The 24690-nt window shown below is 60.6% G+C and carries 16 protein-coding genes; 9 read left to right on the forward strand and 7 right to left on the reverse strand.

Features of this window, described 5'->3' with window-relative positions; genetic code table 11:
- Nucleotides 1-357: 357 nt before the first annotated feature.
- The gene (locus tag J1G33_RS12450; protein WP_223018165.1) at nt 358-2445 is read left to right on the forward strand and encodes an LTA synthase family protein; all 2088 of its coding nucleotides are present in this window, start codon (nt 358-360) and stop codon (nt 2443-2445) included.
- 55 nt (nt 2446-2500) lie between these two features.
- On the opposite strand, the gene J1G33_RS12455 is transcribed toward J1G33_RS12450, so the two are convergent.
- The gene (locus tag J1G33_RS12455; RefSeq protein WP_003192767.1) at nt 2501-2653 is read right to left on the reverse strand and encodes a DUF3309 family protein; all 153 of its coding nucleotides are present in this window, start codon (nt 2651-2653) and stop codon (nt 2501-2503) included.
- A 329-nt stretch (nt 2654-2982) separates the two neighbouring features.
- Here J1G33_RS12455 and J1G33_RS12460 point away from each other — a divergent pair, with 329 nt between their 5' ends.
- Both J1G33_RS12460 and csrA read left to right on the forward strand, forming a co-directional pair.
- A complete protein-coding gene (locus tag J1G33_RS12460; protein WP_223018166.1) occupies nt 2983-3798 on the forward strand; it encodes an SDR family oxidoreductase in 816 nt (271 codons plus the stop codon).
- Between the two features lie 127 nt (nt 3799-3925).
- A complete protein-coding gene (csrA, locus tag J1G33_RS12465) occupies nt 3926-4129 on the forward strand; it encodes a carbon storage regulator CsrA (RefSeq protein WP_005789902.1) in 204 nt (67 codons plus the stop codon).
- 9 nt (nt 4130-4138) lie between these two features.
- On the opposite strand, the gene J1G33_RS12470 is transcribed toward csrA, so the two are convergent.
- From J1G33_RS12470 to mnmC, 5 genes are all read right to left on the reverse strand, one after another.
- Nucleotides 4139-4366 (reverse strand): YheU family protein, encoded by a 228-nt coding sequence (locus J1G33_RS12470; protein WP_003192759.1) that lies wholly within the window; start codon nt 4364-4366, stop codon nt 4139-4141.
- Nucleotides 4367-4441: 75 nt separating this feature from the next.
- Nucleotides 4442-5626, reverse strand: coding sequence for an osmoprotectant NAGGN system M42 family peptidase (locus J1G33_RS12475; protein WP_005789901.1), 1185 nt, complete (start codon nt 5624-5626; stop codon nt 4442-4444).
- A 171-nt stretch (nt 5627-5797) separates the two neighbouring features.
- The gene (gene ngg / locus J1G33_RS12480) at nt 5798-7543 is read right to left on the reverse strand and encodes an N-acetylglutaminylglutamine synthetase (RefSeq protein WP_078821927.1); all 1746 of its coding nucleotides are present in this window, start codon (nt 7541-7543) and stop codon (nt 5798-5800) included.
- A 3-nt stretch (nt 7544-7546) separates the two neighbouring features.
- Nucleotides 7547-9319, reverse strand: coding sequence for an N-acetylglutaminylglutamine amidotransferase (locus J1G33_RS12485; protein ID WP_032880150.1), 1773 nt, complete (start codon nt 9317-9319; stop codon nt 7547-7549).
- Between the two features lie 134 nt (nt 9320-9453).
- Nucleotides 9454-11454, reverse strand: a complete 2001-nt coding sequence (gene mnmC / locus J1G33_RS12490) for a bifunctional tRNA (5-methylaminomethyl-2-thiouridine)(34)-methyltransferase MnmD/FAD-dependent 5-carboxymethylaminomethyl-2-thiouridine(34) oxidoreductase MnmC (RefSeq protein ID WP_223018167.1) — start codon at nt 11452-11454, stop codon at nt 9454-9456.
- A gap of 212 nt (nt 11455-11666) precedes the next feature.
- Between mnmC and J1G33_RS12495 the strand changes: the two genes are divergently transcribed.
- The 3 genes from J1G33_RS12495 (at nt 11667) to J1G33_RS12505 (ending at nt 19312) form a co-directional block, all read left to right on the forward strand.
- Nucleotides 11667-16502: an NEL-type E3 ubiquitin ligase domain-containing protein gene (locus tag J1G33_RS12495; RefSeq protein WP_223018168.1), complete on the forward strand. Its 4836-nt coding sequence runs from the start codon at nt 11667-11669 to the stop codon at nt 16500-16502.
- 101 nt (nt 16503-16603) lie between these two features.
- Nucleotides 16604-18118 carry a polyphosphate:AMP phosphotransferase gene (gene pap, locus J1G33_RS12500; protein ID WP_078821923.1) on the forward strand — a complete coding sequence of 505 codons (1515 nt, stop codon included), beginning with the start codon at nt 16604-16606 and terminating at the stop codon, nt 18116-18118.
- A 237-nt stretch (nt 18119-18355) separates the two neighbouring features.
- A complete protein-coding gene (locus tag J1G33_RS12505) occupies nt 18356-19312 on the forward strand; it encodes a DMT family transporter (protein WP_223018169.1) in 957 nt (318 codons plus the stop codon).
- On the opposite strand, the gene J1G33_RS12510 is transcribed toward J1G33_RS12505, so the two are convergent.
- A complete protein-coding gene (locus J1G33_RS12510) occupies nt 19309-20691 on the reverse strand; it encodes a class II fumarate hydratase (RefSeq protein ID WP_223018170.1) in 1383 nt (460 codons plus the stop codon). The two genes, J1G33_RS12505 and J1G33_RS12510, sit on opposite strands and share 4 nt — an antisense overlap.
- Before the next feature lie 195 nt (nt 20692-20886).
- On the opposite strand from J1G33_RS12510, the gene J1G33_RS12515 reads away from it, so the two are divergent.
- The 3 genes from J1G33_RS12515 to J1G33_RS12525 all read left to right on the forward strand — a co-directional run bounded on the left by J1G33_RS12515 (nt 20887) and on the right by J1G33_RS12525 (nt 24603).
- Entirely contained in the window at nt 20887-21405 is a 519-nt protein-coding gene (locus tag J1G33_RS12515; RefSeq protein ID WP_032880156.1) for a DUF2059 domain-containing protein, read from the forward strand.
- Between the two features lie 6 nt (nt 21406-21411).
- Nucleotides 21412-21705, forward strand: coding sequence for a BolA family protein (locus tag J1G33_RS12520; RefSeq protein ID WP_032880157.1), 294 nt, complete (start codon nt 21412-21414; stop codon nt 21703-21705).
- A gap of 147 nt (nt 21706-21852) precedes the next feature.
- A complete protein-coding gene (locus J1G33_RS12525) occupies nt 21853-24603 on the forward strand; it encodes an RHS repeat-associated core domain-containing protein (RefSeq protein WP_223018171.1) in 2751 nt (916 codons plus the stop codon).
- Nucleotides 24604-24690 lie beyond the last annotated feature (87 nt).

The following is a 24690-nucleotide window of genomic DNA, read 5'->3' on the forward strand; positions in this document are numbered from 1 at the left end:
GGGGGCTTGCTCCCGATAGCGGTGGATCAGTGACAAATAAGCTCACTGACACACCGCTATCGGGAGCAAGCCCCCTCCCACATTTGTTCGAAAAATTTGTGTATCGAAATATTCGCTGTACAGAATTTTCACATTCCATCCAAGACAATTCGCCGGCTTTATTCGCCTGCCAAGGCTCTATCCCTGGGGCCTTTAAAGACACGACAAGGTTGCACGTTCAGTAATTAATAGCCTTGCCGGCCTTGATCGGGCACCATTTGTGCCACCGCGTAAACCGCTTACCCCAGCCAGCCTGGGCGAGGGCGGACGCCACTGCATTATTTCGCAACTTAAACTTCCAATGGGTCCTAAAACGACATGGCAAACCCGGACGCCCTGAATCAGCAGCGAGCTTCAAATCGCCTGCTGCAACCGACCGTCAAATCCCATCTGGCGTACACGCTGCTCTGCGCACTGGTCATGATGGTGATGTTCTCCCTGCTGCGCCTGGCGTTGCTGGTCTACAACCGCGAGATGATCCTGGACACGCCGGCCTCGACGTTCCTGGAAGCGTTCGTCAATGGCCTGCGCCTGGATATCCGCTTGGTGATGTACCTGCTGATCCCGTTGCTGCTGGCGTTGTTCAGTGTACGGGCCATGGCGGCACGGGGTTTCTTCCGTTTGTGGCTGACCGTCGTGTCCAGCATCGCCTTGTTCCTGGGGCTGATGGAAATGGACTTCTACCGTGAATTCCACCAGCGCCTCAACGGCCTGGTCTTCCAGTATGTGAAGGAAGACCCGAAAACCGTGATGAGCATGCTCTGGTACGGTTTCCCGGTGGTGCGCTACCTGCTGGCCTGGGCCGTGGGCACGCTGATCCTGAGCATGGCCTTCAAGGGCGCCGACCGTGCAACGCGCCCGCGTGGCCCGTTCAGCGGCGGTACGATCAGCACGCGCCAGGTGGCTCCGTGGTACAGCCGCATCGCTGTATTCGTGGTTTGCCTGCTGGTCGCCGTGGTCGCCATTCGCGGCACCCTGCGTCAGGGCCCGCCATTGCGTTGGGGGGATGTCTACACCACCGATTCGAACTTCGCCAACCAGTTGGGCCTCAATGGCACCCTGTCGCTGATCGCGGCGGCCAAGGCGCGGTTCGGTGAAGACCGTGCCAACATCTGGAAAGCCACCCTCGAACAACCGCTGGCCACCCAGACCGTGCGCGACATGCTGGTGTTGCCGACCGAAAAACTGGTGGATACCGACACCGCTGCCGTGCGCCGTGATTTCACGCCGCCGGCCGAGAAGACCCTGCCGATCAAGAACGTCGTAGTGATCCTGATGGAAAGCTTTGCCGGTCACTCGGTGGGCGCATTGGGCCGTCCGGGCAATATCACGCCGTACTTCGACAAGCTGACCAAGGAAGGCTTGCTGTTCGACCGCTTTTTCTCCAATGGTACCCACACCCACCAGGGTATGTTCGCCACCATGGCCTGCTTCCCGAACCTGCCGGGCTTCGAATACCTGATGCAGACCCCGGAAGGCAGCCACAAGTTGTCGGGCCTGCCGCAGTTGCTCAGTGCGCGTGATTTCGACGATGTGTATGTCTACAACGGCGATTTCGCCTGGGACAACCAGTCGGGCTTCTTCAGCAACCAGGGCATGACCAACTTCATCGGCCGTAATGACTTTGTCGACCCGGTGTTCTCCGACCCGACATGGGGCGTGTCCGACCAGGACATGTTCAACCGTGGCCTGGAGGAACTCAAAGCCCGTGAAGGCGGCAAGCCGTTCTACGCATTGCTGCAAACCTTGTCCAACCACACCCCGTACGCGTTGCCGACGCCATTGCCGGTTGAAAAAGTCACCGACCGTGGCAGCCTCAACGAGCATTTGACGGCCATGCGCTACTCTGACTGGGCCCTGGGCCAGTTCTTTGAAAAGGCCCGCAAGGAGCCGTACTTCAAGGAAACTCTGTTCGTGATTGTGGGCGACCACGGTTTCGGCAACGAGCAACAGATCACCGAAATGGACCTGGGCCGCTTCAACGTGCCGATGCTGATGATCGCACCGGGCATGCAGGAAAAGTTCGGCGTACGTGACCACACCGTGGGCACCCAGATCGACATCGTGCCGACCATCATGGGCCGCCTGGGTGGCGACACGTTGCACCAGTGCTGGGGGCGGGATCTGTTGAACCTGCCGGAAGGCGACAAGGGCTTCGGCGTGATCAAGCCATCGGGCAGCGACCAGACCGTGGCCTTGCTTACCGCTGACCGCGTACTGGTATTGCCCAAGGAAATGCCACCCAAGTTGTGGGAATACACCCTGGGCGCCGAACCGACTGGCAAGGTGATCCCTGAGTCGCCGGACGAAGCTGCGCTCAAGCAGAAACTTGAGTCGTTCCTGCAGACCGCTACCAAGAGCCTGCTGGATAACACCGCAGGTGTTGTAGATGGTAAGCCGGACTAACTGACCGGCAATAAAAAAGAGGCCTCGATCGAGGCCTCTTTTTTTGTCCCGGCTTTTATATCTTGCCGAGCAACAACAGCACCAGCAGGACGACCAGCACCACACCCAGGATACCCGACGGTCCATAACCCCAGTTACGCGAGTGCGGGAACACTGGCAGGCCGCCGACCAATAGAAGGATCAGGATAATGATTAGAATGAGGCTCATGGTTTTATTCCTTATAGGTTCTGTGCAAAAACCGGCTGTTTGACCGTTATCTCGTCCATGTGCATCGGGACGTCTTAACCATTCCGACTCATGCACTTCGCAGAAAATTCATTGTTTTTCTAAAACATTTTGATTAGTTGCTTATTTCTTTTAACCCGTGCGCAACTTGAACTAATCAGTTGAAAAAAATTGAACTTGGGCTATATGCGTGCCTGCGACCCGGCCCACGGTTTGCCTGGGGCATTCATCAATCTGATGGTGCGTGGGTGCGGGAAAAACCTTCGCTACACTGCCGGTCACTTCTTCGGTAAACCACAAGGCTACTTCCTATGCAAAATCGCATGATGATCACTGGCGCCGGGTCCGGCCTGGGTCGTGAAATCGCTCTGCGCTGGGCCCGTGAGGGCTGGCAGTTGGCGTTGTCGGATGTCAGTGAGCCCGGTTTGCAGGAGACCCTCAAACTTGTGCGCGAGGCGGGGGGTGAAGGGTTTATCCAGCGCTGCGACGTGCGCGACTACAGCCAGCTCACCGCGTTTGCCCAGGCGTGCGAGGTCAAGCTCGGCGGCATTGATGTGATCGTCAACAACGCAGGCGTGGCCTCGGGTGGGTTCTTCGCCGAACTGTCCCTGGAGGATTGGGACTGGCAGATCGCAATCAATCTGATGGGCGTGGTCAAGGGCTGCAAGGCATTCCTGCCGCTGTTGGAGAAGAGCAAGGGCCGGATCATCAACATCGCGTCGATGGCTGCATTGATGCAGGGGCCGGCCATGAGCAACTACAACGTGGCCAAGGCCGGCGTAGTGGCGTTGTCGGAAAGCCTGCTGGTCGAGCTCAAGCAGCAGGAAGTGGGCGTGCACGTGGTGTGCCCATCGTTTTTCCAGACCAACCTGCTCGACTCCTTCCGTGGGCCGACCCCGGCCATGAAGGCGCAGGTGGGCAAGTTGCTTGAAAGTTCACCTATTTCGGCGACCGATATCGCCGATTACATCTACCAGCGCGTGGCCGCGGGCGAATTCATGATCCTGCCCCATGAGCAAGGGCGCATGGCCTGGGCCCTGAAGCAGAAAAACCCGCAGTTGCTGTATGACGAAATGACGCTGATGGCCGACAAGATGCGCGCGAAGGCGCAGGTCGTTAAGGGCTGATTTGGATGGAGTCTGTCAGGCAAATTACCTATCTGTGTAGGTAATGCCTGATTTTCCAGCAAGCCATTGCCGGTCCATTTCCAAGGGCGCATGGTCCAGGTCCTGCTACTTGAAAAGGACACACGCCATGCTGGTCTTAAGCCGCACCATAGGCGAAGCCATCGCTATTGGCGATGACATCACCGTCTATATTCTCGAAGTGAACGGCACCCACGTGAAATTCGGTATCGAAGCCCCCGTGGGCGTCAATGTGCACCGCGCCGAGGTTTACCAGAAGATCCGCGAACGCCAGGGGCCCGTCACGCATCCCGTGTCGGTACCCAATCCTTAGGCGGGGTTTTCAGTCGAACAGATGCTTGGGTACATCGTGCTTGAGCATCAGTTGGCATTGCTCGCTCTCGGGGTCGAAGACGATCAGCGCCTGGCCCTTGGTCAGTGCCTGGCGTACGCGCAGCACACGCGTTTCCAGCGGCGTGTCGTCGCCATTGTCGGTGCCGTCGCGGGTGACGAAGTCTTCGATGAGGCGGGTCAGGGTGTCGACTTCAAGTGCATCGTAGGGAATCAGCATACAAGCCTCAGGTGTCAGGTCCCGGCGATGCTACTGCGCCGGGACCTATGTTGCCAGTAGCAGCTGTCGCCAGCGTCAGGACTTGTTTCCGACCAGGCTGTCCACCGACGGCACGCGGGTGTCGCTCTCCATTTGCGTTTCATGCTCGATCTGATGACTGAACCGATCCAGGGAACCCTGGGCCGGTTGTGCATCGCTGGCAAAGACCGGCGGGCTGAGGATATAGGCGCCCAGCAAGCGACTCAGGGCGGCCAGGCTGTCGATATGGGTACGCTCGTAGCCGTGGGTGGCATCGCAACCGAAGGCCAGCAGGGCGGTGCGAATGTCATGGCCGGCGGTGACCGCTGAGTGCGCATCGCTGAAGTAATAGCGGAACAGATCGCGGCGCACCGGCAAGTCGTTATCGGCGGCCAGGCGCAGCAAGTGCCGCGACAGGTGATAGTCGTACGGCCCGCCGGAGTCCTGCATCGCCACGCTCACCGCGTGTTCGCTGGAGTGCTGGCCCGGGGCGACCGGGGCGATGTCGATGCCGACAAACTCGCTGACATCCCAGGGCAGGGCGGCCGCTGCGCCACTGCCGGTTTCCTCGGTGATGGTGAACAGCGGGTGGCAGTCGATCAGCAGCGGTTCGCCACTGTCGACGATTGCCTTGAGCGCGGCGAGCAGGGCGGCGACCCCAGCTTTGTCGTCCAGGTGACGGGCGCTGATATGCCCGCTTTCGGTGAACTCCGGCAGTGGGTCGAACGCTACATAGTCACCGACGCTGATGCCTAGGGAGTCACAGTCGGCACGAGTGGCGCAGTAGGCGTCCAGGCGCAGTTCCACATGGTCCCAACTGACCGGCATTTCATCCACGGCGGTGTTGAACGCATGCCCGGACGCCATCAACGGCAATACGCTGCCGCGGATGACACCGTTATCGGTGAACAGGCTGACCCGGCTGCCTTCGGCAAAGCGGCTCGACCAGCAGCCCACCGGTGCCAGGGTCAGGCGGCCGTTGTCCTTGATCGCTCGCACGGCGGCGCCGATGGTGTCCAGGTGCGCAGAGACGGCACGGTCAGGGCTGTTTTTCTGGCCCTTGAGGGTGGCGCGAATAGTGCCGCGCCGGGTCATTTCAAACGGGATGCCAAGTTCTTCCAGGCGTTCGGCGACGTAGCGCACGATGGTGTCGGTAAATCCGGTGGGGCTGGGAATGGCGAGCATCTCCAGCAGCACTTTTTGCAGGTAGGCGAGATCGGGTTCTGGGATGGTTCTGGTCATGGAAACTCCTGATGAGTTGAGGGCATCGATGGTTTCGATGATAGGGTTGAGAGATTCGTTGCCAGTGCCGGCCTCATCGGGGGCAAGCCCCCTCCCACCCTTGATGTGTGAACACAGGAAAATGTGGGAGGGGGCTTGCCCCCGATAGCGGTTTCACATTCAACACAAGCCTCAAGCGGCCGGTTGACTGTGTGGAAACAACAAATCCACAAACTTCTCTGCAGTCGGTTGCGGTTCATGGTTGGCCAGCCCGGCCCGTTCATTGGCTTCGATAAATACGTACTCCGGCTGGTCGGCCGCCGGTACCATCAGGTCCAGGCCGACCATGGGAATATCCAGGGCGCGGGCGGCGCGCACGGCGGCGTCCACCAGCGTCGGGTGCAGGATGGCGGTGACGTCCTCCAGACAACCGCCGGTATGCAGGTTGGCGGTGCGCCGCACGGCCAGGGTCTGGCCGCGGGGCAAGATGCTGTCGTAGTCGTAGCCGGCGGCCTTGAGCGTGCGCTCGGTCTCGCCGTCCAGGGGGATCTTGCTTTCGCCATCGGTGGCGGCCTGACGACGTCGGCTTTGCGCTTGGATCAACGCACGAATCGAATGCTGACCGTCGCCGATCACTTCGGCGGGGCGGCGAATCGCGGCGGCGACTACGTCGAAACCGATCACCAGGATGCGCAGGTCCAGGCCCTCGTGAAAGCTTTCGAGCAGTACGCGGCTGTCGAACTGGCGTGCCGTTTCGATGGCTTGCTGCACCTCCTCGATCGTTCGCAGGTCCACCGCCACGCCCTGGCCTTGTTCGCCATCCAACGGCTTGACCACCACGCGCTGGTGCTCGTCCAGAAACTCCAGGTTGTCGTCGGCACTGCCTGCCAACTGCTGCGCAGGCAACTTCAGGCCAGCGGCCTTGAGCACCTTGTGGGTCAGGCTCTTGTCCTGGCAAAGGGTCATGCTGATGGCGCTGGTCAAATCGCTCAGTGACTCGCGGCACCGCACGCGGCGCCCGCCGTGGCTGAGGGTGAACAGCCCGGCATCGGCGTCATCCACCTGCACATCGATACCGCGCCGATGGGCTTCTTCGACAATGATTCGCGCATACGGATTGAACCCCGCCTGCGGCCCCGGGCCGAGAAACAGCGGCTGGTTAATGCCGTTCTTGTGCTTGATCGCAAAGGTGGTCAGTGCGCGAAAACCCAGCTTGGCGTAAAGGCTCTTGGCCTGGCGGTTATCGTGCAGCACCGACAGGTCCAGGTAGCTCAAGCCACGGCTCATGAAGTGTTCCACCAGGTGGCGCACCAGCACTTCACCCACGCCGGGGCGGGTGCACTGTGGGTCTACCGCCAGGCACCACAGGCTGCAACCGTTTTCCGGGTCGTGAAAGGCTTTCTGATGGTTGAGGCCCATCACGCTGCCGATCACGGCGCCGCTGTCTTCGTCTTCCGCCAGCCAATACACCGGGCCGCCTTGATGGCGCGGTGTGAGGCGTTCGACGTCGACGGGCAACATGCCGCGGCCCTGATACAGCAAGTTGACGGCGTGCCAGTCGGCTTCGCTCTGTACCCGACGGATCCGAAAACCGCGAAACACACGGGTGGCGGGGCGGTAGTCACTGAACCACAGGCGCAAGGTGTCTGACGGGTCGAGGAATAACTGCTGCGGGTCGATCCCGAGGATTTGCTGGGGCGCGGCCACATACAGAGCGATATCACGTTCGCCGGGCTGTTCGTTGAGCAGCTCCAGGGCAAGGCTGGCAGGGTCGGGAAACGTATGCCCGATCAACAAGCGCCCCCAACCGCAATGCACGGCAATCGGTTCGGGACCTTGCGGGCTGCCGTCTTCGGCAAGCCGGGCCTGCAGGCGCTCGTAGGTCGGCGCCTGGCCTTTGATCAAGCGTTGGCTATACGCCGCGGCGTTAGGTTTCATGGATCAGATTCCTTGTTCGCTGAGCCACAGGTTCAGCGCCGCCAGTTGCCACAGCTTGGAGCCGCGCAATGGGGTCAGTTGACCCTGAGGGTCCGTCAGCAGGCGATCGAGCATGGCCGGGTTGAACAGGCCACGGTCCTGGCTCGGGTCCAGCAGCAACTCGCGCACCCAGTTCAGGGTGTCGCCTTGTAAATGCTTGAGGCCGGGGACCGGGAAGTAACCTTTTTTACGGTCGATGACTTCGCTGGGGATCACCCGGCGCGCGGCCTCTTTGAGCACCTGTTTGCCGCCATCGGGCAGTTTGAACTTGCCCGGTACGCGGGCCGAGAGTTCTACCAGGCGGTAGTCGAGGAACGGTGTCCGGGCTTCCAGGCCCCAGGCCATGGTCATGTTGTCGACGCGTTTGACTGGGTCGTCCACCAGCATCACCGTGCTGTCCAGGCGCAGGGCCTTGTCTACGGCGGCTTCCGCGCCCGGCATGGCAAAATGTTCGCGCACAAAGTCGCCGGCAGCGTCGTTGGCGGTCAGCCATTTCGGTGCGACGGTGGCCGCGTAGTCATCGTAGCTGCGGTCGAAAAACGCCTCGCGGTACGCGGCATACGGGTCGCTTGCGCCATCCACCTGCGGGTACCAGTGGTAACCGGCGAACAATTCGTCGGCGCCCTGGCCGCTCTGCACCACCTTGCAATGCTTGGCGACTTCCCGCGACAACAGGTAGAACGCGATGCAGTCATGGCTGACCATCGGCTCGCTCATGGCGCGGAACGCCGCCGGCAGTTGCTCGATGATCTCGCTTTCGGCGATGCGCAGTTGGTGATGGCGAGTTCCGTAATGCTTGGCGATCAGGTCCGAGTACTGGAATTCGTCGCCGCGCTCGCCACCGGCGTCTTCAAAACCGATGGAGAACGTGGACAGGTCCTGCACACCGACTTCACGCAGCAGGCCGACGAGCATGCTCGAGTCGACGCCACCGGAGAGCAGCACGCCCACATCCACGGCGGCGCGTTGGCGGATGGCCACGGCTTCGCGGGTGCTGTCGAGCACGCGGTCGGTCCAGTCTTCCAGCGTCAGGTGTTTTTCGTCCTCATGGGGCCCGTACGGCAGGGTCCACCAGGTTTTCTGTTCGGTCTTGCCGCTTGCGTCGATGCGCATCCAGCTGGCGGGCGGCAGCTTTTCAATGCCCGCCAACAGCGTGCGCGGCGCGGGGACCACGGCGTGGAAATTCAGGTAGTGGTTGAGAGCGACCGGATCGAGGATCGGGTTGATGTCGCCGCCCTTGAGCAACGCCGGTAACGCCGAGGCAAAACGCAGGCGCTGGCCGGTGCGCGACAGGTACAAAGGTTTTACGCCCAAGCGGTCACGGGCGATGAACAGACGTTGGGCGTCACGTTCCCAGATGGCGAAGGCAAACATGCCGTTGAGCTTGGGCAGCAGTGCTTCGCCCCAGGCGTGGTAGCCCTTGAGCAGCACTTCGGTATCACCGCCGGAATAGAAGGCGTAGCCCAGGGCTTCCAGCTCTTCTCGTAGTTCCGGGAAGTTATAGATCGCGCCATTGAACGCCAGGGACAATCCCAGTTGGGCGTCAACCATCGGCTGCGCGGAGCCGTCCGACAGGTCCATGATTTTCAGGCGGCGGTGGCCCAGGGCAATCGGCCCTTGGGCGTGGAAGCCCCATGCGTCGGGGCCACGGGGGGCGAGGTGATGAGTGATGCGTTCTACGGCTGCCAGGTCGGCAGGTTGATGATCAAAGCGTAACTCGCCAGCTAATCCACACATAAGTTCCTTACCGGTTTTTCCGTTGGGGAGGGGTCAATACTCAATGCGCCAAACGGCGCGTACCCAGAAACTGACCCAGTGCTATGCGTGGAGTTTTAGACCGATAAGTTATAAGGCAGATGGCCGCCTAGCCATCAATCCCGCTCTTTACGGGCTGCGGCCTGGCCTCGAACCAGAGCGCGCAGGGTAAACCGGTTGGGGTGGCAAGCCGCGGCCACGCTGGCCGGTACCGGCAGCGGTTCGCCATTCAGCCAGGCGGCCAGGAGTTCGCCGCACAGTGGTGCGGTGATCAGGCCGCGGGAGCCATGGCCACTGTTGAGGTACAGCCCGGGCAGCCAGGGGCACGGCGTATCCGGTACTTGCCGGGCGTCTTTGCCCAGCACGGCATAAGCCTGCTGGAACGCTTCATGGTCGGCCAGCGGCCCGACGATCGGCAGGTAATCGGGGCTGGTGCAGCGAAACGCAGCACGCCCTTCCAACTGTTCGGCCGCCAGGCGGTCGGCGCCCAGGCGCTGCAGCAGGTCTGTGGAGATCTCGCGCAGCATCTCCAGGTTGCCGGTGTGTTCAGCGAGCGTGGGTGTGAGGTCTTGGTTGTTGAAGTCAAAACTGGCGCCCAGGGTATGTTCACCAAGGCGGGCTGGTGCGACGTAACCCTCGGCACAGACCACAGTAGTAAGGGCCTCACTGGCTGGGGTTTGTGCGAGCCGGGTGATCTGCCCGCGAATACGCTTGAGCGGCATGTCTGCGCTCAAGGGGAAACGCTTGATCTCGGCCGCCCCGGCGAGCACCACCACGCTGGCGCTGGCCAGCACGCGATCGCCTGCGCGGGCGTGCCACTGGTCGTCTCGCCGGTCCAGCTCAAGCGCCTCATGGTGGCTGAGCACCTCAATCAGCGGATGCGTCGCCTGCCACTGGCACAGTGCGGGTGGATGCACCCAGCCGCCCTCGGGGAAAAACAGGCCGCCGTGGGCCAGTTGGATTCCAGCCTGTTGTTGCGCCTGCTCGCGGTCGAGCAGGTGCAGCAGGCTCGGTGCGAAGGCGTCGGCGAGTTGGGCCTGGCGCTGGCCTTCCTTGGCGTCGAACGCCAGTTGCAACACACCACAGCCATCCCAATCCACGCCACGGTGCAAGTGCTCCAGCAGGCGGCGGGTGTGGCCGAAACCGCTGAGTATCAGTTGGGACAATGCGGTGCCATGGGCCGACAGCTTGAGGTACAGCACGCCCTGAGGGTTGCCCGAGGCTTCCTGCGCCAGGCCGGCATGGCGTTCCAGCAAGCTGACGCGCCAACCGCGGGCGGCCAGGCTGGCAGCCGTTGCGCAACCGGCCAGGCCACCGCCAATAACCATGGCGTGGCGTTCACCGTCGATGGCTGGGGGGCGAGCGAACCAGGGTTTGCTTTTTGCGGGCGGCGGCGTCTCGTCGGGCCAGCCGAGAAACTCTCCACGCAGGATCTCCCACTTATGCCCGATGCCCGGCGTGCGCTTCATCTTGAAGCCCGCGGCGTTGATCAGGCGCCGTACCCAGCCGGTGCTGGTAAAGGTGCTGATGGTCGAGCCCGGAGCGGCCAGGCGCGCCAGTTCAGCGAACAGTTCGGCGGTCCACATATCGGGGTTTTTCGCCGGGGCGAAACCGTCCAGAAACCAGGCGTCGATCTGCGCATCCAGTTGCGGCAATTGCTCCAGAGCATCGCCGATCAACAGGGTCAGGACCACGCGGCCGTTATCCAGTACCAGGCGTTGGAAGCCTTGGTGAATGGCGATGTATTGCGCCAAGAGTTGTTCGGCCAAGGGTTGCAGTTCAGGCCAGAGGGCGAGGGCGCGTTGCAGGTCGGCATGGCTCAGCGGATATTTTTCCACGCTGACAAAGTGCAGGCGCGCGCCGGCCGGTGCGTGTTGATCAAACAATTGCCAGGCGCAGAGAAAATTCAAACCCGTGCCGAAGCCGGTTTCGCCGATCACCAGCCGCCCGCCCGCTGGCAAGCCAGCAAAGCGCTCCTGCAAGCGGTTCTGCTCCAGGAACACATAGCGGGTTTCTGCAAGGCCCGACTGGTCGGAGAAGTACACGTCGTCGAACACCCGCGAATGCGGGCGACCTTGGTCATCCCAGTCGAGCTGGGCGTGGGTGATGGGGGTCATGGGCGGCTCATAGACATACAGCAGGCAAAGACAAGGCGGCCATTCTAGCCGATCGCGGCGCTCAGGGCCGATTCCAGGTGGTAGCCCCATAGGTTTTGCATGGAAATAGCTGCTGCGTCCGGCCTGCAATCCATCAACTATCAGCGTTAATTCTGTGCAAGTTGCTGCGGTATCGTAATAGCTTGATTTATAGGCAATAAAGGACATTGCTGATGCGCCCGCAGGACGATTTGAACAGCAAACTGAACCAATTGACCCAGCGGCAACTGCAATCCGCCTTACTGGAAATGACGGGTGATTTGGACAAGGCCCAGGTGTTGCAAAAGCAACTGCCGGGCTGGATGGTCAACGCACCGCCTGGCGTGTTGGACGCACTGACCAGAGATGCCGCACGGGTTGCAGATGCCCAGGCAGTTGTCGCCGAGCAATTGAAGCCTTTGCAAGCACTGGATGAGTTTTGCAGTGAGCGGCTCAAGGCTTACTGTCAGACCCGATGGCAACTGACCGTGGAGCCGAAAAAAGATCTTTTGGTGCGTGCTGTAAACGAGTACGAGAAAGAAGTCTTGCCATTGAAATATGTGAAAACGGTGAGGCTGGTGCAGGACAGTCTCCTGCATGTGGCGATGCAGAATTTTTCCGAGGATGAAGTGCGAGCGCAGCACTTTCCGACGGGCTCGCTGCTGCGCTTGGGGGCTGCCGCTCGCGGGGTCATTGGCATAACCCCCCTGGAGTTTGCACAGGGGTGCCGTGCCCTGGATCTGGGTGGCCTGTATCAGCAGCACATCAGTGAAGTATTCAAGCTGGGGAGTGATCAGCCCAACCTCAATGATGTCGCAACCGATATCGGCCAGATGAAAACCCTGGATATGAAAATCGACGCCCACATTGCCCTGATGCGCGCAGATATTTCCCAAGGTGTCTACGAGGTGTTGTGCAAATTGCTGGACCGCAAGCTGACAGCGTCTCAGGCTCAGGCGGCAGGGATTTTGTTTGAATGGCGCCCCGTCACTTGGCAATGGCTGAATGTACAGGGCAGTTGCCTGTGGAGCATTCTGGTGTTCTCCGGCCGCTCGGTTGCGCAATACCCGCAAGAACCCTGTGTGGTGTACATGCCCAATGAGCCGGAGCGGCCATTGTTCGAGTATTCCTCGTTTGATGACTTTCAGGTCTACCTCAAGCGCAAGCTTGAAGTGCCGGCTTATCGTAGTTTCTTTACCCGGTACCTGAGCCAGGATGACCGGGTCGGCTTCTTCAGCCATTTCGATCAATCCCGTACCTTGGGGGCGCTGGAGGCAACCCCCATTACGGTTAGCCTGGCGGGGCATTTTTTCGCAACTTACGCCGCCAAACTCCAAGCCGACGCGCGGACCCTGGCGGTACCGGTAGCCGACGTGGATGAGGTGGCCCGCGAGCAGCGCTTGCAAGCGTACCTGGATGCCGGTTTGACAGTGCTCAACCTCGCCGGGTTTGTTGTGCCGGAGTTGGGACTATTGATGACTGGCGTGGCGGTGGGCCAGATGCTCGGCGAGCTGTATGAGGGCATTGAGGACTGGCGCCGTGGCGATAAAGAAGAGGCGTTCAAGCAGTTGGCAGCGGTAGCGCAAAACATCACCTCGATGGTGCTGTTCGCGGCGGGGAGCAAGGTTGTCGGTTCGGCGATGAAACGCAGCGGTCTTAACCTGGATAACTTTTTTCGCCAGTTTGAAGTGGTACGCCCCACAGATGGCAATCTGCGGCTGTGGCGGGCAAATGTCACGCCGTACTTCCATGATCAGCGTCTTGTCGACGACGAGGTTGCGGACGCTACGGGAATTTACAAAGTCGGAGGGCATTCATACGTCAAGGTCAATGATTGCGTACATCGGGTTGCGTTTGACTCGAAACTGGATCGATGGCGGGCCAGTCACCCGCTGCGGCAGACGGCTTATCGCCCGCTGTTGCTGCACAACGGCGAAGGACGCTGGCGTTTTGCGTTCGAAACGCCCGACGAATGGGAGGATCAGGAGTATCTCTTTTCACGCCTGAACCCGGCAGGCCCAGGTGCTTCGCTGCATCCCAGGAAGCTTGTGCAGATCAAGGCCATTATGGATATGCCCCATGAATGGGGCGTCTATCAGGCCGAAGAGTGCCTGCCCTTTCCCGCACGTTTTCGTGATTTGTATGAGCGTTTCAAGCTGGACCAGTCCATTCGTGATCTGATCTGGCAGTTGGAAAGCGGTGCGTCCCCCAGTGTAGAAAACTTGACCTTGCAGATGCATGCCCTGCCCTTGTTAGACGGGTGGCCGGTGGGGCGCTATTTTGAGGTGCTGGATGCACAGGGCCGCGTCAAGGCGCGTTACCCCACCGGTGGGCCGTTTGACAATGTAGGCCTGCGTTTGACGCTCACTGAGCAGATGCTTCGTGAGGGCAAAGTGTTTGATGTGCTGTTGTCCGAGCTGGACGAGGCACAAAAAATCGGCCTGCTTGGAGAGGGGGTTGCTGCTGATCAGGAGCGCGGCGTATTGGAGCGTCAGTTGCTCGCACACCTCAAGGCTGACTGCAGGCCGTTGTTCGAGCAGTTGTATCAGGCCCATGACGGACCTGTACCGCCCGAATGGGCGTTGCTCAGGCGTACCTATCCGCAACTGCCCTGTACGCTGATGCGCGAATTGATGGCCCGGACCTCAACGGTGCAGCGCGAGACCCTGCGCGATAATCAACGTATCCCCATGGCATTGGTCGAGTCGGTCCAGCGTGCTCTCGGGGAGCAACGCCTGGACCGCGCCCTGATGGGGTTTGAGCAGCCTGAGCTGGCCAGCCTTGATACGGCGTGTGTGGCGGTTCGGTCGATGCCGCATCTGGCAGGGTGGGGCAGGGAGGTGCGGCTTGAGTTGCGCCAGGGTTCGCCACAGGGTGACTTATTGGCCCTGGGCGCGAGCAATGGCGCCGGTGCGCGACGAATAGTGGTCAGCTCGGACGCTGGGTTTGCAACGTTCGACGACAACGGCCTGAGTCTAGGTGGGCCTTACTCCGGACCGGACGGCTTGTTTCAGGCGATTGAGTGCGCGCTGACCGACAGTCAGCGCGTAGCAATGGGGTTGCCGCTCAACGAGGCCAACAATCTCTGGCGCCTGCGCTACATGAGCGCTTCCCAGGCCAAGGGGGAACGGGAGCTGGCCGCCGAGGCTTTTTCCAGCAGGGGCAGCGAGCCGGTGCTGGACGCGATGCCCTGTGAAATGGCTGATTCGCCGACGGGGCCATTGGCGCACCCTCGCGCGCTGGTGCGCAAGGTGAAGCGTTTGTACCCCTTGTTCAGCACTGCACAAGTGTCTTCGCTGCTGATGGCCTTGGGTGCTGACCATCTTTCCCGGGCCAGGGCGGTAAAGCGTTTGAAGGCAGAGCTTACTCATCTGCGAGCGCTGCTCAAACACTGGAAGACCGATACCCAGGGCATGGATAAACAGCCGGGCCTGAGTGACATTCGTACCAGCCGCGAGCAGGTGGCTGAGCGCATTGAAGCCTGTTGGCGGCGTCAAAGCTTTGCTCTGGATGAACATCAGATGTCGGTTGCCAGTTTGAACCTGGACGGAATGCGCGTCGGATCGTTGCCGACGCTGCCTGCCGACATTCGTTTCGACCATGTCCGTCAGGTGTCACTCAAGAACATGCGATTGGGCGATGACGTCGCGTATTTCCTCAAGTGTTTCAAAGGCATTCGGCATCTGGCGCTGGACCGTAACCGCCTGACGCGCTTGCCGGAAATATTCTCGCGGATGCTCGACCTCGAAAGCTTGTCGATGCCCCATAACCGTCTTGCACTGACCGAGTATACCCAGCTGAAACTGGCTGATCTGAATACGCTGCGCCTGCTGGACCTGAGCCATAACCCACTGGATAAGCTGGTGGATGTCAGCAGGATGCGTGACTTGCACACGCTGTTGCTGCGGGACAGCAGACTCGTCGACCTGCCGTCGGGCATCGGGCGGTTGGCCCACTTGGAGCAGGTGGATCTGCGCGATAACCTGATCACCGTGCTGCCCGAGTGGTTGTTCACGGTGCCGCGCATTTTCAGCCAGTCGATCGACTTGGGCGGCAATCCGCTATCCGACACGACAGTAGAGGCACTCGAGCGTTACCGCGCTGACGTGGGTATTGGTATGGGGTATGTAGACGACGATCAGCCTCGTATGAGCGAACTGAAGGCCAGGGCGCGGTGGTTGCCGGACGAGGTGGCTGCCCGCGATGCCAACAAGCGTAGCGTCTGGGCCAACCTGCGGGATGATCCGGAGTCGACAGAGTTGTTCCTGTTGCTGGCTGAATTGACCAGTGCTGCTGACAGTCGCCGTGTGCGCGAGGATATGACGCAACGTGTCTGGGACGTATTGCAGGCGACCCATGACAATGTCGGGCTGCGCGAGCAGGTCTTCCAACTGGCAGCCCATCCGACTGGTTGTGAGGATGGGGCGGCGCAGATGTTCAGCCAGATTGAGGTTCTCAAGGAAGTCGAGAAGGCAACGCTGCAGGCGGGTCGTGCACAGAGCAACTCCGGGGCGCTGTTGAACTTGAGTCGAGGTTTGTTTCGCCTCAGCGAGCTGGAGAAAATTGCGGCGACATACGCGGTTGAAAAAGCCTCCTCGGATCCGCTGGAAATCAACCTGGCATTTCGGATCGGGTTGGCCAAGGACCTGCAACTGCCGGGGCAGCCGAAACATATGGTCTATGACTCGTTTTTCGAGGTGCCCAGCAGCGATTTGGCGATGGCGCAAGCCCAGGTGCGAACAGCTGAGCTGTCGCCTGCCTTCTTGCGTTTTATTACCCAGTTGACGTTCTGGAAAACCCATCTCAAACAGCAGTTTCCTGCTGAGTTCCTATCGGTGACTGAGCCCTTCGATACGCAGCAGCAAACACTTTTTGAGAATCGCCAGGACCTTACTGACGGGGAGTATTTCAAACAAATGGAAGCCCTGCGCACACCGCGACGGCAGGCAATAACCGCAGTGATGGAGCGCCTGACACAGCAGATGTTGAAGCATCAGGACCTGGGCCTATGTCACGTTCCTGGGTATTAACCGTAGCCGCGGTGATTGATCCACGGCAAGCCGAGTGAAATTCCTTGCCTGCCGTGGTGCCCAATCCGCTAGTCTTGAGCCATCTTGAAACGGAGCTGCCCATGTTCGAATCCGCCGAAATCGGTCACGCCATCGACAAAGACACCTATGACGCCGAAGTGCCGGCCTTGCGTGAAGCCTTGTTGGAGGTGCAGTACGAGTTGCAGCAGCAGAAGCGCTTCCCGGTGATCATCCTGATCAATGGCATCGAAGGCGCGGGCAAGGGCGAAACCGTCAAGCTGCTCAATGAATGGATGGACCCGCGCCTGATCGAAGTGCGCACCTTCGACCAGCAGACCGACGAAGAACTGGCGCGCCCGCCGGCCTGGCGCTATTGGCGGCAACTGCCGGCCAAGGGTCGCATGGGCATCTTTTTCGGTAACTGGTACAGCCAGATGCTGCAAGGCCGGGTGCATGGGCAGATCAAGGATGCGCGCCTGGACCAGGCCATCGCCGGCGCCGAACGTCTGGAAAAAATGCTCTGCGATGAAGGTGCGCTGATCTTCAAGTTCTGGTTCCACCTGTCCAAAAAACAGATGAAGGCGCGCCTCAAGGCCCTGGCCGACGACCCGCTGCACAGCTGGCGCATCAGCCCGCTGGATTGGCAGCAGTCCGAGACCTACGACAAGTTCGTGCATTTCGGTGAGCGTGTGCTGCGCCGCACCAGCCGCGATTACGCGCCGTGGCATGTGATCGAAGGCGTCGACCCCCATTACCGTGGGCTGACCGTGGGCAAGATCCTGCTGGATGGACTGCAAAGTGCCTTGAAACAGGCCAAGGTCAAGGCCAGCGGCATGAACCCGGCGCCGTTGCTTGCCTCGGTTGACCAGAAGAGCCTGCTCGACAGCCTGGACATGACCCTGCGCCTGGACAAGGACGATTACGAAGAACAGCTGATCACCGAGCAGGCGCGCTTCTCTGGCCTGATGCGCGACAAACGCATGCGCAAACACGCGCTGGTGAGCGTATTCGAAGGCAACGACGCAGCCGGCAAGGGCGGGGCGATCCGTCGTGTGGCGGCAGCACTGGACCCGCGCCAGTACCACATCGTGCCGATTGCCGCGCCCAGTGAAGACGAACGCGCCCAGCCTTATCTATGGCGGTTCTGGCAGAAGATCCCGGCGCGTGGCATGTTCACCGTGTTCGACCGCTCCTGGTACGGCCGCGTGCTGGTGGAACGCATCGAAGGCTTTTGCACCCCGGCGGACTGGATGCGCGCCTATGGCGAGATCAATGACTTCGAAGAGCAATTGCGCGATGCGAGGGTGATCGTGGTCAAGTTCTGGCTGGCCATCGACAAGGACACCCAACTGGAGCGCTTCCAGGCCCGCGAGGAAATCCCGTTCAAGCGCTTCAAGATCACTGAAGATGATTGGCGCAACCGCGACAAATGGGACGACTACCGCGCGGCGGTGGGCGACATGGTTGATCGCACCAGCACCGAGGTGGCGCCCTGGACCCTGGTAGAAGCCAATGACAAGCGCTGGGCGCGGGTCAAGGTGTTGCGCACCATCAACCGGGCGCTGGAGGATGCGTTCGCTAAAACCGATAAGCACGACAAAAAGAAAAAGAAATAGCCTGCACCCGGCTCGGTCCAAATGTGGGAGGGGGCTTGCTCCCGATGGCGGTGAGTCAGTCACAGATGTGCTGACTGACACTCCCTCATCGGGCCACAGCTCACTAGTTGTCTGCTCTAGCTCTTAACTGACTGGCATTGGGGCAAGCCCCCTCCCACATTTAGGATTGTGGCGTATCCCAATCCAGTGACTTGCCCCTAGAATGCGGTTCCACTTCCTCTGGCATCTGGGGCACTCATGCACATCTCCTCCGGCCGCTGGGTCTACGGCTTTTGCCTGACCCTGCTGACCGCGTTTCTGTGGGGCATCCTTCCGGTCAAGCTCAAGCAAGTGCTGCAAGTGATGGACCCGATCACCGTCACCTGGTTTCGCCTCACGGTGGCCGGTACTTGCCTGTTTGTCTATCTGGCTGCCACCAAGCGCTTGCCCAGCCGTAAAGTGCTCGGCCCCAGGGGCGGCTGGCTGGTGGGCATGGCGGTGTGCGGCCTGGTCGGCAACTACGTGCTGTATCTGGTTGGGCTGAAAATGCTCAGCCCAGGCACCGCGCAGCTGGTAGTGCAGATGGGCCCGATCTTTCTGATGGTAGCCAGTGTGTTTGTGTTCAAGGAGCGCTTCAGCCTGGGGCAGGGTGTGGGGTTGGTGGTGCTGATTATCGGCTTTGGATTGTTCTTCAACCAACGCCTGGTGGAGTTGCTGACGTCCATGGGCACCTACACCGCCGGTGTGCTGACGATCCTGCTCGCCACCACCATCTGGGTGTTCTATGCATTGGGGCAGAAGCAGTTGCTGACAGTGTGGAATTCGTTGCAGGTGATGATGGTGATCTACCTGTCGTGCGCGGTGTTGCTCACGCCGTGGGCGCATCCGCTGGAGGCGTTGCAGTTGAGCCCGCTGCAAGGATGGCTGCTGCTGGCGTGTTGCATGAATACGCTGGTGGCCTACGGCGCATTTGCCGAAGCCCTGGCGCATTGGGAAGCCTCGCGGGTCAGTGCGACCCTGGCGTTGACGCCGTTGGTGACCTTTGTGGCGGTGGCCTTGGCGGCCTGGCTGTGGCCTGACTATGTGCAGGCCGAAGAGATCAATGCCTTGGGGTATGTGGGGGCGCTGGTGGTGGTGACGGGTTCGGCGATGGTGGCGTTGGCGCCTTCGCTGCTCGCCGGGCTCAGGGCCCGGCGGCTGCGGATATCGGTTTAAGCGCCGAGCATGTTTTCCGGGCGGACCCACTGGTCGAACTCGGCGTCGGTGAGGTAGCCGAGCTCCAGCGCGGCTTCGCGCAGTGTCAGCCCTTCGGCGTAAGCCTTCTTGGCGATCTCTGCCGACTTGTCGTAGCCGATATGCGGGTTGAGCGCGGTGACCAGCATCAGCCCGCGTTCCAGGTGTTCGGCCATTTGCGCGGCGTCGGGCTCAAGACCCGCGATGCAATGCTCCTGGAAGTTGTTGCAGCCATCGGCCAGCAGGCGGATCGACTCCAGCAGGTTGTGAATGATCACCGGTTTGTACACGTTCAACTGCAAGTGCCCTTGGCTGGCAGCCATGCCGATGGTCACGTCGTTGCCCAATACCTGGCAGGCCAGCATCGACAGCGCTTCGCACTGTGTGGGGTTGACCTTGCCGGGCATGATCGAACTGCCCGGTTCGTTGGCCGGCAACTTCACTTCGGCCAGCCCTGTGCGTGGGCCGGAACCCAGCAGGCGCAGGTCGTTGGCGATTTTCATCAGGGCCACGGCCAGGGTTTTCAGCGCGCCGTGCAAGGTGACCAGCGGTTCATGGCCGGAGAGGGCGGCGAATTTGTTCGGTGCGGTCACGAAGGGCAAGCCCGACAGCGCCGCCAGTTCGGAGGCAATCGCCTCGCCGAAGCCATGGGGTGCGTTGAGCCCGGTGCCGACAGCAGTGCCGCCTTGGGCCAGCTCGCACACGGCGGGCAGGGCGCTGCGGACCGCGCGCTCGGCGTAATCGAGCTGGGCGATAAACGCCGACAGCTCCTGGCCGAAGGTGATGGGCGTGGCGTCCATCATGTGGGTGCGGCCGGTCTTGACCAGCTTCATATGCCGCGCGGCCAGTTCCGCCAGGCCACCGGACAGCGTCGCGATAGCAGGCAGCAGTTGCTGGTGCACCGCTTGCACCGCAGCAATGCTCATGGCGGTTGGGAAGCAGTCGTTGGAGCTTTGGGAGCGGTTCACATGGTCGTTGGGGTGTACCGGGCTTTTACCGCCCCGATTGTTGCCGGCCAGTTCGTTGGCGCGGCCGGCGATCACTTCGTTGGCGTTCATGTTGCTCTGGGTGCCACTGCCGGTCTGCCAGACCACCAGCGGGAACTGGTCGTCATGCTGGCCGTCGAGGATTTCGTCGGCAGCCTGTTCGATCAGCCGGGCGATATCGGCGGGCAGGTCGCCGTTACGGTCATTGACCCGGGCGGCGGCCTTCTTGATCAGGGCCAGGGCATGCAATACCGCCAGCGGCATACGCTGCTCGCCAATCGCAAAATTGACCAGCGAGCGCTGGGTTTGCGCGCCCCAATAGGCATCATCAGGGACCTGTACTTCTCCCAGGCTGTCGGTTTCGATACGGCTCATCGGGCACCCTCCTTATCCAGTCGTGATTGGTCAGTTTAGGCCCTGGCGGCTGCCGTGGGTTCCCTAAATCCGCATTTGTGCCATTGCGCCCCGCAAAACCAGGGCCTACGTGGGGTGGGGTTGAGCCGCGAGGTTTTTTAGGCGCAGAATGGGCGCCCTTGGGGTCTTACCTCGCCTGCTAGAAAAGGAAACTCGATGACTCGTCTTCGTGCCATCTGTACCGCGGTTGCTCTGGTTTGCGCCAGCGGCCAGGTTTTTGCCGATACCGCCAGCCACAACGCCAGTGCCGAAGCCTTCCTTACCCTGGCCCACGCTGACAAGCTGGGGACCCCGGTGTACATGCAAGTGCAGCAAATGTTCGCCCAGCGTTTCGAACAGACCAAGGCGCCTGCCGCCAAGCAGTCCGTACTGGACAGCTACCAGGCCAAGGCCAACGCCGCCCTGGACCAGGCCATCGGCTGGCCGAAGCTCAAGCCCGATATGGTCAAGCTCTACACCACCAACTTCAGCGAATCCGAGCTCAAGGACCTGGTAGCGTTCTACCAGTCGCCACTGGGCAAGAAAGTCCTGGAAAAAATGCCGCAGCTGACTCAGCAATCGGCCCAGATGACCCAGGCCAAACTGGAAAGCGCCGTACCGGTGGTGAACAAGCTGTTGGAAGACATGACCAATGAGCTGGCGCCAAAAGGTGCCGCACCGGCCAAGAAGAAGTAAGCAGCAATGACCATGCAACAGCGTATCGAAACGGCGCTCGCCGCCCTGGGCCCGGAACACTTGAGTGTGCTGGATGAAAGCCACATGCACAGCCGTGGGTTGCAGACCCACTTCAAGGCCGTGCTGGTCAGCCCGCAGTTCGAAGGGCTCAACCGCGTCAAGCGCCACCAGAAGGTCTACGCCACCCTGGGTGACCTGATGAGCGAATTTCATGCGTTGGCGCTGCATACCTACACACCTGAGGAATGGGCGAAAATCGACGCAGCCCCGGCCTCGCCGACCTGCGCCGGCGGGCACTGAAAACCTTTGAGGCCAGCAGGTGCCAAGCCTGCTGGTCTCGACAGGTAGTGCCAGAATCTGGTTACACAAGGCTACTTTTTATACCCCTTTATCGAGGCCGGTACCTCTAGGATTTGTTGACCTTAGTGCAAAACAGGTCATGAATTCATGTCTAACGCCCTACATCGAAATACGCCTACCTTGACGGCCATTGACCCTCGCGGGTTAGCCGTGCGCACTGTGCAGTATCATCGTGCAACGCTCGCGGACTCCCCTCAGCCGCGGGTCAATCGCCAGGTGTTGAGTGCCAGTGGTTTTTTGCTTGAACAGTGGGACCCACGTCAGTTCGCCCTTGGCTCGACCGGGGTGGCGGCGCAATCGAACCTTTACAGCCTGTCGGGTGAAACCGTGCGAACCCAGAGTATGGATGCCGGTTGGCGCTTGGTCATGTACGGTGCAGCGCGGCAGCGGTTGCACAGCTGGGACTCGCGCGGCGCCCTTCAAGCGTTTCACTATGACCATTTGCTGCGCCCTGTGGCGGTGTTCGAACAATCTGCAGAGGACCCGTCACCCCGTTGTGTCGAGCGTATGACGTACGCGCCCGCAATCTCGGCCGAGGTCGTCGGCAATCGCTGTGGACGGTTGATTCGCCATGCGGACCCGGCGGGTGTGCTGCTGGTGGAGGCGTACGCGATCGATCAACGCGTCATCAAGCAAACCAGACGGTTTCGCGCCGATATCGCTCTGGTCGACTGGCCAAACAGCGATGAGGCACAGGATCTGCTAACGGAACGCCAGGCCTATACCACCACCTGGCGTTACGATGCGCTGGGTGCAATGCTGGAGCAGATCGATGCCAAGGGCAACCGCCTACAGTGGCGCTATGGGCAACAGGGCTGGGGGTTGGAAATGCTGCTGATCTTCAAGACCGGCGAGCGCCAAGTGTTGATGAATCAGCGGGTATACAACGCCAGCGGCCAAGTCGTGTCCGAGCGGGCGGGCAATAACGTTACCAAAGTCGCCCGTTACGCCGAGCACGACGGTCGTTTGCAGCAACTTGAGGTGTACCGCCAAGGGCAGGCCGGCACGCCGCTGCAGCAGCTGGTATATGAGTACGATCCGGTCGGCAACATCCTCAGCCTCAGCGACCTGGCGCAACCGACTCGATGGCACAGCAACACCCGGATTGATGCGGTTAATCGCTACCAGTACGACACGCTTTATCAGTTGATCCAGGCCAGCGGTCGGGAAAATAGCGCCAATGCCGGGGGCCGGGCTTTGCCAACGCAGGTGCAGTTCGGGGCGACGGATCAGGGGCTCTGGCGCAATTACACCCAGCATTATGCCTATGATGGTGCGGGCAATCTGACGCGCCTTCGACACGTGCCCTCCAGCTGCACAGGCTATACCCGCGAAATGCAAGTGGCGGCGCTCACGAACCGCGCCGTGCCCGTAGCGCAAGGGCGGCAGGTTCAATGGGATGGGGCGTTCGATGCCAATGGCAATCAGTTGTCGCTCGACGGCACACAGCAGGCGGCCTGGAATGTGCGCAATCAATTGACCTACACCACCCAGGTACAGCGTGAGAACGGTGACCCTGACGTGGAGAGTTACCTGTATGACAGTCAAGGCCTGCGCGCACTCAAGGTTCGCAGCCGTGAGGCTCGTGCAAAACCTTACACCCAGGAAACCTATTACCTGCCGGGCCTGCAAGTACACAAGCAAAGGGCACAGCGCTTCAATGTGCTGGACATTGATACGGGCGGTGGGCGAGTCACCGTGGTGCAATGGGAGTCGGGCAAACCCAGCGAGATGAGTACCCACTCACTGCGATTCAGCATTCTGGATCACCTCAAGAGCTGTGCGCTGGAACTGGACGAGCAGGCTCGCTTGTTGAGCCAGGAGCATTACTATCCTTATGGCGCAACGGCGTGGTGGGCAACCAGCAATATCGTTCGGGGGCACCCTAAGATTCGCCGTTACTCCGACAAGGAACGCGACGCCACGGGCCTGTACTACTACGGTGCGCGTTATTACGCACCGTGGTTGCAGCGCTGGATAAGCCCGGACCCGATGGGCGATGTGGACGGCTTGAACCTGTATGCGATGGCCCGGGGCAATCCCGTAGGGTTCAGGGATGCCGATGGCACGCAAACGACGTTTGGCGAGCAATTCCAACCCGGTCGAGGCGATATTCTCTTTGGCTTGGCCGCGACGGTTGCTGCCTACAGGAGTTTCTGGTCGAAGCTGAGCGCGCGCGGGGATGCGATGGTGGCCTATTTTTCAGGCGCGGAACTGCAGCGCTGGACTGCCGGGCTGGCGCCTCCCGTTCGCGCCTTCTCTGCATTTCGCAACGTGAATGCGGAGCTATTCAGCGACTTGACGCAAGATCCACATGACCCAGCGAAAGCTAACGAACTCAAGGCCGAGCTCATTGAGCAGCTTTCGGTCGGCGTCCGGCCGTTTTACGAGGGCATTGTTTCGAAATATTCAGGTTGTACGTCAACTTCCTGCAACCAGCAATTCGCGAGGAGGTTTGTCAGTGATCTTGCCGCAGGCAGGTATTCACTCGAGGCGACGGCTCGCCAACACGTTGGCACAGACCTATTGGCCATTCAGCAAAAAATCGTCACTCGAAGCAGCAAATCGGCTTTGGAAACCTTGACTAGCCCGCAAAGTGCGGCGATGGTCCATTTCGCTCTCGACAATTTGGACATAGGAGCCGTCGTCAGCAAGCAAGGGGTATCTGCCACGGCCTCCGAGCTGCGCTGGCTTTATCGGCATCGTCTGCAACTGGCAGGCCGCGTGACATTCTATCGACACCAACAACGGGTCGACGCGCCTTGGGAGTCAAACGCGTCCGCTTGGCGTCGCTACAAGCCCAGCCGTCCGAGGGTGTCAGGGCGGGCGGCACGCTGACACGTGAGCGGGTCGGGGCGATGCCAGTAACTGGATACACAAAAGCATCCTCCAGCACCACCTTTCTCATCCCCTCATCCCTAGGCT

This window comes from Pseudomonas sp. P867, from assembly GCF_019891455.1.
GTDB lineage: Bacteria > Pseudomonadota > Gammaproteobacteria > Pseudomonadales > Pseudomonadaceae > Aquipseudomonas > Aquipseudomonas synxantha_A.

Bases quoted from the DNA above. Each gene is read 5' to 3' on its own strand.
- J1G33_RS12450 (WP_223018165.1), top strand. From the start codon at position 358: ATGGCAAACCCGGACGCCCTGAATCAGCAGCGAGCTTCAAATCGCCTG.
- J1G33_RS12455 (WP_003192767.1), bottom strand. From the start codon at position 2,653: ATGAGCCTCATTCTAATCATTATCCTGATCCTTCTATTGGTCGGCGGC.
- J1G33_RS12460 (WP_223018166.1), top strand. From the start codon at position 2,983: ATGCAAAATCGCATGATGATCACTGGCGCCGGGTCCGGCCTGGGTCGT.
- csrA (WP_005789902.1), top strand. From the start codon at position 3,926: ATGCTGGTCTTAAGCCGCACCATAGGCGAAGCCATCGCTATTGGCGAT.
- J1G33_RS12470 (WP_003192759.1), bottom strand. From the start codon at position 4,366: ATGCTGATTCCCTACGATGCACTTGAAGTCGACACCCTGACCCGCCTC.
- J1G33_RS12475 (WP_005789901.1), bottom strand. From the start codon at position 5,626: ATGACCAGAACCATCCCAGAACCCGATCTCGCCTACCTGCAAAAAGTG.
- ngg (WP_078821927.1), bottom strand. From the start codon at position 7,543: ATGAAACCTAACGCCGCGGCGTATAGCCAACGCTTGATCAAAGGCCAG.
- J1G33_RS12485 (WP_032880150.1), bottom strand. From the start codon at position 9,319: ATGTGTGGATTAGCTGGCGAGTTACGCTTTGATCATCAACCTGCCGAC.
- mnmC (WP_223018167.1), bottom strand. From the start codon at position 11,454: ATGACCCCCATCACCCACGCCCAGCTCGACTGGGATGACCAAGGTCGC.
- J1G33_RS12495 (WP_223018168.1), top strand. From the start codon at position 11,667: ATGCGCCCGCAGGACGATTTGAACAGCAAACTGAACCAATTGACCCAG.
- pap (WP_078821923.1), top strand. From the start codon at position 16,604: ATGTTCGAATCCGCCGAAATCGGTCACGCCATCGACAAAGACACCTAT.
- J1G33_RS12505 (WP_223018169.1), top strand. From the start codon at position 18,356: ATGCACATCTCCTCCGGCCGCTGGGTCTACGGCTTTTGCCTGACCCTG.
- J1G33_RS12510 (WP_223018170.1), bottom strand. From the start codon at position 20,691: ATGAGCCGTATCGAAACCGACAGCCTGGGAGAAGTACAGGTCCCTGAT.
- J1G33_RS12515 (WP_032880156.1), top strand. From the start codon at position 20,887: ATGACTCGTCTTCGTGCCATCTGTACCGCGGTTGCTCTGGTTTGCGCC.
- J1G33_RS12520 (WP_032880157.1), top strand. From the start codon at position 21,412: ATGACCATGCAACAGCGTATCGAAACGGCGCTCGCCGCCCTGGGCCCG.
- J1G33_RS12525 (WP_223018171.1), top strand. From the start codon at position 21,853: ATGTCTAACGCCCTACATCGAAATACGCCTACCTTGACGGCCATTGAC.